We start from the raw sequence: 7,309 nt of genomic DNA, 5'->3' as shown, positions 1-7,309 counted from the left end.
ACTAGTATTATTACTAGTTATTTATAAAAATGTTATTTGCAGGCGTGGCTCAACTGGATAGAGTACCTGACTACGAATCAGGCGGTTGTAGGTTCGAATCCTACCGCTTGCATATAACGGGAAGTAGCTCAGCTTGGTAGAGTACTTGGTTTGGGACCAAGGTGTCGCAGGTTCGAATCCTGTCTTCCCGATTGATGTTTTTACATCAATTTGACTTATGTCAAAAATGGCGGTGTAGCTCAGCTGGCTAGAGCGTTCGGTTCATACCCGAGAGGTCGGGGGTTCGATCCCCTTCGCCGCTATATTTATCAGCTGGATCTTTAGCTCAGTTGGTTAGAGCTATCGGCTCATAACCGATCGGTCGCTGGTTCGAATCCAGCAAGATCCATATCTTTGGCTCGGTAGCTCAGTTGGTAGAGCAATGGATTGAAGCTCCATGTGTCGGCGGTTCGATTCCGTCTCGCGCCATTCTTTGTTAGCGGATGTAGTTTAATGGTAGAACCCCAGCCTTCCAAGCTGGCTACGCGAGTTCGATTCTCGTCATCCGCTTAGTTTTCAATTGAAAACAATAAATTGGGAGTTTAGCTCAGTTGGTTAGAGCACTGTGTTGATAACGCAGGGGTCCCAGGTTCGAATCCTGGAATTCCCATAATGGATATGTAAGGTATCTATTCATTGTTAATAAGCCTATGGGGGGTTACTCAAGAGGCTGAAGAGGACGGTTTGCTAAATCGTTAGGTCGGGAAACCGGCGCGAGGGTTCGAATCCCTTACCCCCCTTTGTTCGACGCCTATTCTTTAATAGGCGTCTTTTAGACTTTAAAGCCATAAAATCAGTAAGATTTCGTAAGTTATATTTATTTTAGAAAATGAATGATGATTAAGAACCTTTCTGAAGTGTTATACTTATTTTATGAGATTACTTTTATGATTAATCGTAGGGAAGAAGGGGAAAATTATGGTTTCACTTGACACTGAGGTTGTTAATGATTTAAAGTCAAAAGTTAATATTGCTGATTTAATTTCACAGTATGTTGCTTTAAGTCGTACAGGTAAGAATTATATTGGTTTATGTCCTTTTCATGGTGAGAAAACTCCTTCCTTTAATGTAAATGCTGAAAAAGGTTTTTATCATTGTTTTGGTTGTGGGCGCTCTGGTGATGCGATTGAGTTTTTAAAAGAATACAATCAGGTTGGATTCGTTGATGCCGTTAAGGAACTGGCTGATTTTGCAGGAGTTACTCTTAACATTTCTGATGATAGAGAAGAAAAAAATAATCCAAATGCTCCATTGTTTGAAATTAATAACCAGGCTGCTCGTTTATACAATATTCTATTGATGTCAACGGAGTTGGGTGAACGGGCTAGGAAATATCTTGAGGAGCGGGGGATTACTGATGATGTAATCAAGAGATTTAATATTGGTTTAGCTCCTGAAGAAAATGATTTTATTTTTAAAAACTTATCAAATAAGTTTGATGAAGAAATTATGGCAAAGTCTGGTTTATTTCATTTCTCAAATAATAAAGTGTTTGATGCTTTTACGAATCGAATCATGTTTCCAATCACCAACGAATATGGACATACAATTGGTTTTTCTGGACGTAAATGGCAGGAAAATGATGATTCTAAAGCCAAATATATTAATACTTCAGCAACAACTATATTTGATAAATCTTATGAACTTTGGAATTTAGATAAAGCAAAACCAACAATTTCAAGGAAGCATGAAGTCTATTTAATGGAAGGTTTTATGGATGTTATTGCGGCTTATAAAGCTGGAATAAATAATGTTGTTGCCTCAATGGGGACGGCATTAACCGAAAAACACGTCCGCCGTTTGAAACAAATGGCAAAAAAATTCGTATTAGTATATGACGGGGATTCGGCTGGGCAAAATGCAATTTATAAGGCCATTGATTTGATTGGTGAATCTGCTGTGCAGATTGTAAAGGTTCCAGAAGGACTTGATCCAGATGAGTATTCTAAAAATTATGGTTTGAAGGGATTATCTGCCTTAATGGAAACGGGGCGTATTCAACCCATTGAATTTTTAATTGATTATTTGAGACCTGAAAACCTTGCTAATTTACAAACGCAACTTGATTTTATTGAACAGATTTCACCAATGATTGCAAAGCTTCCATCGATTACGGCTCAGGATGCCTATATAAGAAAATTAGTTGAGATTTTGCCTGATTTCGAGTATAATCAAGTGGAGCAGGCTGTAAATTTACGGCGTGAAAATATGACAATTACTGACCATCCTGTCAGTAATTTAGATGCTTCAAGTTTGACTGAAAGTTTTACTGACGAAAATGATTATTCTAGTCTTGAATCGGTCATGCCTGTAGATTTTGAGGAGGCTTATTATGAGAATAATGTTAAAACTCAACAAACTTACAGAAGAAGTGAATCGGCTCAAGTTGTTCAACAATCTGTTCAGGTTCCTAAGTTGTCACGTTCGGAAAAGGCTGAAGAAATGCTACTCCATCGAATGATTTATCATTCATCAGTTTTGAAAAAATTTTCTCAAGATGAAAATTTTAGATTCGTCCATAAACGTTATCAGGATTTATTTGATAAAATCTTGCTTGAAGCAATGGTTTATGAGCAAATTGATGAATCACACTTAGCAAGTGAGCTGTCAGACGAAGAACGTAGTCTGTTTTACCAGATTATAAGTTTAGATTTGCCTGATACAGCATCAAGTCAGGAAATCAATGACTTAGTTTCCATTTTTTCTAATGAAATGGAACAAATAAAATTTGAAGAACTCATTCAACAGTTGGCAACTGCTGAGAAAGCAGGAAACAAAGAACGTGTCTTAGAGTTAACCCTTCAGATTATTAACCAAAAGAAAAAATTATGATAATTTTTTACTGACAATTGGCTAGTCTATTTAATGACAGTTTTGTCAGTAGTTTTACCCAAAGAGGAGGAGCGAATTGGCAGCAAATAAAAAAAGAATAAGTCAAATTTCAAAAGAAACTGGCGTTCAAAACCGTGTTTTGGTTGAGAAGGCTCAAGAAATTGGCTTACTTGTAAAATCACATTCAAGTTCAGTTGGACCTGGTGAAGAACGTCGTCTTCTTGAAGCATTAAATGTTAAACCTGTTGTTGTTGAAAAGATGGATAGTCCTAAGACATTAGCAAGAGTTGAAGTCAAAGAAAATGGTGATACTTTTAACGTAAAAGCTTATGAAAAAGCAGTTAAAAGCTATATTACCAAACGTAAACCTTTGGGTGAAGCACTTGATGAAGAAATCATGGATGAACTTTCTGTTAAATTTGGGATTGTTGATGATGCGCTTGAAGACTTGTTTAAACAAATTCAAGATGCAGGAATTTCAATTGTGGATAAAGATGGAAATCCAAGTCCTTTGGCTCTTGTCACTGATGAAATTGAAAAAGAAGAAGTTTCAGATACTGCAATGGATGAAATTGTTACGAATGTTCGTATCGATGATCCTGTTCGCATGTATCTTAAAGAAATCGGTCGTTATCCATTGATTTCTCTTGATGAAGAAACAAAACTTGCTGAAGCAATTATTGCTGGTGGTGAAGGGGCAGAATTTGCGAAACAAATGCTTGCCGAAGCCAACTTGCGTTTGGTTGTTTCAATTGCAAAACGTTATTCTGGACGTGGAATGCAATTTTTGGACTTGATTCAAGAAGGAAATATGGGCTTGATGAAGGCTGTGGATAAATTTGACCATACAAAAGGATTCAAGTTCTCGACTTATGCCACATGGTGGATTCGCCAAGCAATTACACGTGCGATTGCTGACCAAGCCCGCACGATTCGTATTCCAGTGCATATGGTTGAAACGATCAATAAATTGATTCGTGTTCAACGTAATCTTTTGCAAGAACTCGGACGCGATCCTTCACCAGAAGAAATTGGTAAAGAGTTGCACATGGCGCCAGATAAAGTTCGTGAAGTTCTGAAAATTGCTCAAGAACCAGTCTCACTCGAAACACCTATCGGTGAAGAAGATGATTCACATCTTGGTGACTTCATTGAGGATGATGTAATCGAATCACCTGTTGATTATACAAACCGTATTCTTTTACGTGAGCAGTTAGATGAAGTCATGGATACTTTGACTGACCGCGAAGAAAATGTTTTGAGAATGCGTTTCGGTCTTGATGATGGACGCATGCATACTTTGGAAGATGTTGGTAAACAATTCAAAGTGACACGTGAACGTATTCGTCAGATTGAAGCAAAAGCAATCAAAAAACTTCGTCACCCACGTCGTTCTAAACCGTTGCGTGACTTTATGTAATTTAAAAACTTGCTGATGAAACTGTCAGTAAGTTTTTTTATATTTTTTAGAGATAATATGTATTATGATTCAGTTTGTATTATATAAAATTATTTTTTATTCAGAGGAGTTTTATGAACCATTTAACTAGTGTCGAAATTTATATTTGGAATTATTTAGAAGAAAATAAAGCAAAAATAATTCAAATGACGGTTGCTCAAATTGCTGAATCTGCCCATGTCAGTCCGTCATCAATTATTCGAACTTTGAAAAAGAAAAATTTTTCTGGATTTTCTGAATACAAAAATATGGAAAAACAAAAATTAAATAGAAATGATTGGATTTATGGGCTGACAAAAGATGCAAATCAAGTTGTCTCTGAAAATATTGAAGAATTATTAATGACAGTAAGGCTGCTAGAGAGTGAAAACTTAGCTAAAGTTGTTGAAAATATTTTTCATGCAGCTTCAGTCGTGATTATTTCAAGAGGATTATCTGTTCGGATAGCTGACTCATTTGCGAGAGATTTGCAATTTTTAGATGTTAAAGCTGTCAGCTTATATCAAGATAATATGCAAGCATATCTTGAAAATTTGCCTAGAAATACATTTGTAATTGGTCTTAGTTTATCAGGTGAAACAGATTTGATTGTGGCAACAGCACAGAAGGCCAAAAGAGATGGAAAAAAGTTTTAGCTATTACTGGTAACTATAAGAGTAGGCTGGTTGAACAAAGTGATTTGCTTTTGCTTGCTTATCAAAGGAACCTGTCAGGGAAAATCCTTGTTGATTATAATAATATGCTCCCCTTAGAATTAATTATTCACCTTTTAATCCAACTTTACAAACAGTATAAAGAATACGGTGCAATTGTTTGAGTGCTAGAGATTTACTGACAGATTGTAATGTAAGCTGACGATTATATTCTGTCAGTAAATTTTTTTGATTTAAAAATAAATTCCTGAAATTATGGCTTAATCAGGAATTTATTTCAAATAGGAGTGGGTTATAATTAATTCATCAAAATGAAAGGGGATTCAAAAAGTTTGGATTCTTAAAACCCGCTCCAGATGCGGAGCAAAAAATATCAGAGGAAAAAGTTCCCCGGTTGTATAAAATGTGGCAAACTCGAGTTTTAATTTCGACGGCAATCGTTTATATTGGTTATTATATTATTCGATTGATTTTTACAGTTCAACAAAATGATATTTCCAAGGCTTATGGTTTTTCGATGGGACAAATTGGGACAATTCTCTCCATGTTTGGGATTGGCTATGGAATTTCAAAGCTGATTATGGGGACTTTAGCTGACCGTGCCAATCCAAACCGTTATGTGGCAACAGGATTGATTGTGTCAGCGATTATCAATGCGCTTTATGGAACAACCCAAAGTTTTGGGATGATTGTCTTTTTGATGTTACTTAACTCGGTTATGCAAGGTATGGGAGCTGCGGCTTGTCAGCGTTTAGTCGGTTTATGGTTTGGCCGCAAAGCAAAAGGTTCGATTATGGCGCGTGGGACAGCATTTTCAATCTGGTCATCAGCTCATAATGCTGGAGCTTTCATGTGTGTGGCTGTCATTAATTTATCTGCTTTCTTTTTCGGCGCTTCGCTTCAATGGAGTTTTTGGACAGCATCAATTGTTTCGATTGTCATTGCTCTTATCGTTTTATTTCTGGGTTCTGACCGTCCAACGACGAAAGGATTACCGACAATTGAAGAATATTCTGGCGACAAAGTGGTCATTAAAGACGGAGAAATTGTTGAAGGCGATGTTTCTAATGACAATGTTTTTAAAATATTTTTTGAATACATTGTCAAAAATAAACTCGTGTGGGCGGTCATTTTGACCTCATTGTCAATCTATGTCGTTCGTTATGGAATTATGAGTTGGATTCCAAACTATCTGGTTAATGTCAAAGGATTTGATAATTCAACAGCAAAATGGCTGACAGGAATTTTTGAACTTGCAGCTGTACCTGGGGTTATTATCATCGGATTTATCACTGATTTACTTAAAGGCCGTCGGGCCATTATGGTTTTGGTTTCATTGATTGCCATGCTTGCCTGTCTGATTACTTATTTTGCAGCGACCAATCATACTTTGATTATTATTGTGTTATTAATTATGGGAACTTTCATTTATGCTCCAGCAACGATTGTCGGGCTGATGGTCAATGAAGCTGTCCCAAAATTTGCCAATGGAATGTCAACGGGTACGATGGGGTTCTGTCAGTACATTATTGGTGAAGTGACAGCTACTCTGGTTATTGGTTGGCTTGTTCAAGCATATGGCTGGTCAGCAGGAAATATCATTGTTTATATTTTTGCCGGCATTGCCATTCTTGCTTCAATTTATATCTTGGTTCATCAAAATCGATTATATAAGAAAATTGATGATGCAGGCTAACTGACAAAATAAAAAAATTACTGACAAACCTAGAAGGAAAAGCTAAATTTTTTATATTATATTTTGGCTCTACTGACAGCTTTGTCAGTATTTTTTATTAAAAATTTATTTATAAAGTTCAAAAGACTTGCTAAATTTTCCTAAAATGATTATAATAAATTTATCAATGGTCAAATATGGTCAAACTTTTTATTTTAAAAGGGAGAAATGATTTATTGATTTTTTAAATTTGATGTAAAATAAAAGTAACCGTTATCACTTAAATTATAAATAAGGAGAGAAAATGACGACTACTGTCTATTTTGAAAAAAATGGTGGCATTGATATTGAACTTAGAGGAGCAAGAAAAGTTCTTTCTTTAAGAAAACATATCAAGATTGACCCGGAAAATTTGGAATCTGTTCAACTTGTATCTGATATGAAAAAACCAAAATTCTATAAAAAAGTAGCAGGAACTAACGCTTGGTACTATGGCGGTTGGTTCAGAGAAAACGGTGAAAATGAGTTTTGGGATGTCCGAAATAATGAGCGAGTTCTAGTCATCACCACAAAAAATTTCAAATATAAAAAACTTTACATCGAAGTTGGTCCTGATTTTAGATTAACTCCTTCCAAACCGTGAAGAGAAAA

At 35.9% G+C, this 7,309-nt stretch carries 5 protein-coding genes and 8 tRNA genes; all 13 read left to right on the top strand.

Annotated elements, in window-relative coordinates:
• The first annotated feature begins 38 nt into the window (after nt 1-38).
• Nucleotides 39-112: transfer RNA gene (locus tag LDP15_RS07030), tRNA-Arg, on the top strand.
• A 5-nt stretch (nt 113-117) separates the two neighbouring features.
• Nucleotides 118-191: transfer RNA gene (locus LDP15_RS07025), tRNA-Pro, on the top strand.
• Between the two features lie 37 nt (nt 192-228).
• Nucleotides 229-302: transfer RNA gene (locus LDP15_RS07020), tRNA-Met, on the top strand.
• Between the two features lie 12 nt (nt 303-314).
• Nucleotides 315-388, top strand: a tRNA-Ile gene (locus LDP15_RS07015).
• 7 nt (nt 389-395) lie between these two features.
• Nucleotides 396-468: transfer RNA gene (locus LDP15_RS07010), tRNA-Phe, on the top strand.
• A gap of 10 nt (nt 469-478) precedes the next feature.
• Nucleotides 479-549: transfer RNA gene (locus tag LDP15_RS07005), tRNA-Gly, on the top strand.
• A gap of 26 nt (nt 550-575) precedes the next feature.
• Nucleotides 576-649: transfer RNA gene (locus tag LDP15_RS07000), tRNA-Ile, on the top strand.
• Between the two features lie 42 nt (nt 650-691).
• Nucleotides 692-779: transfer RNA gene (locus tag LDP15_RS06995), tRNA-Ser, on the top strand.
• Between the two features lie 178 nt (nt 780-957).
• Nucleotides 958-2,871: a DNA primase gene (dnaG, locus tag LDP15_RS06990; protein WP_015425902.1), complete on the top strand. Its 1,914-nt coding sequence runs from the start codon at nt 958-960 to the stop codon at nt 2,869-2,871.
• A gap of 259 nt (nt 2,872-3,130) precedes the next feature.
• On the top strand, nt 3,131-4,291 hold the full coding sequence (rpoD, locus tag LDP15_RS06985) for an RNA polymerase sigma factor RpoD (RefSeq protein WP_026138868.1): 1,161 nt from the start codon (nt 3,131-3,133) through the stop codon (nt 4,289-4,291).
• A 113-nt stretch (nt 4,292-4,404) separates the two neighbouring features.
• Nucleotides 4,405-4,965 (top strand): MurR/RpiR family transcriptional regulator, encoded by a 561-nt coding sequence (locus tag LDP15_RS06980; RefSeq protein ID WP_015425903.1) that lies wholly within the window; start codon nt 4,405-4,407, stop codon nt 4,963-4,965.
• A 421-nt stretch (nt 4,966-5,386) separates the two neighbouring features.
• Nucleotides 5,387-6,679, top strand: a complete 1,293-nt coding sequence (locus LDP15_RS06975; RefSeq protein ID WP_015425904.1) for an MFS transporter — start codon at nt 5,387-5,389, stop codon at nt 6,677-6,679.
• A gap of 283 nt (nt 6,680-6,962) precedes the next feature.
• Complete coding sequence (locus LDP15_RS06970; RefSeq protein WP_012897282.1) at nt 6,963-7,301, top strand: hypothetical protein; 339 nt, start codon at nt 6,963-6,965, stop codon at nt 7,299-7,301.
• Nucleotides 7,302-7,309: the final 8 nt, after the last annotated feature.

Source organism: Lactococcus sp. SK2-659, from assembly GCF_020218185.2.
In the GTDB taxonomy this organism is placed as follows: Bacteria; Bacillota; Bacilli; order Lactobacillales; family Streptococcaceae; genus Lactococcus; species Lactococcus lactis.
This window is presented reverse-complemented; position numbering and strand designations above follow the sequence as displayed.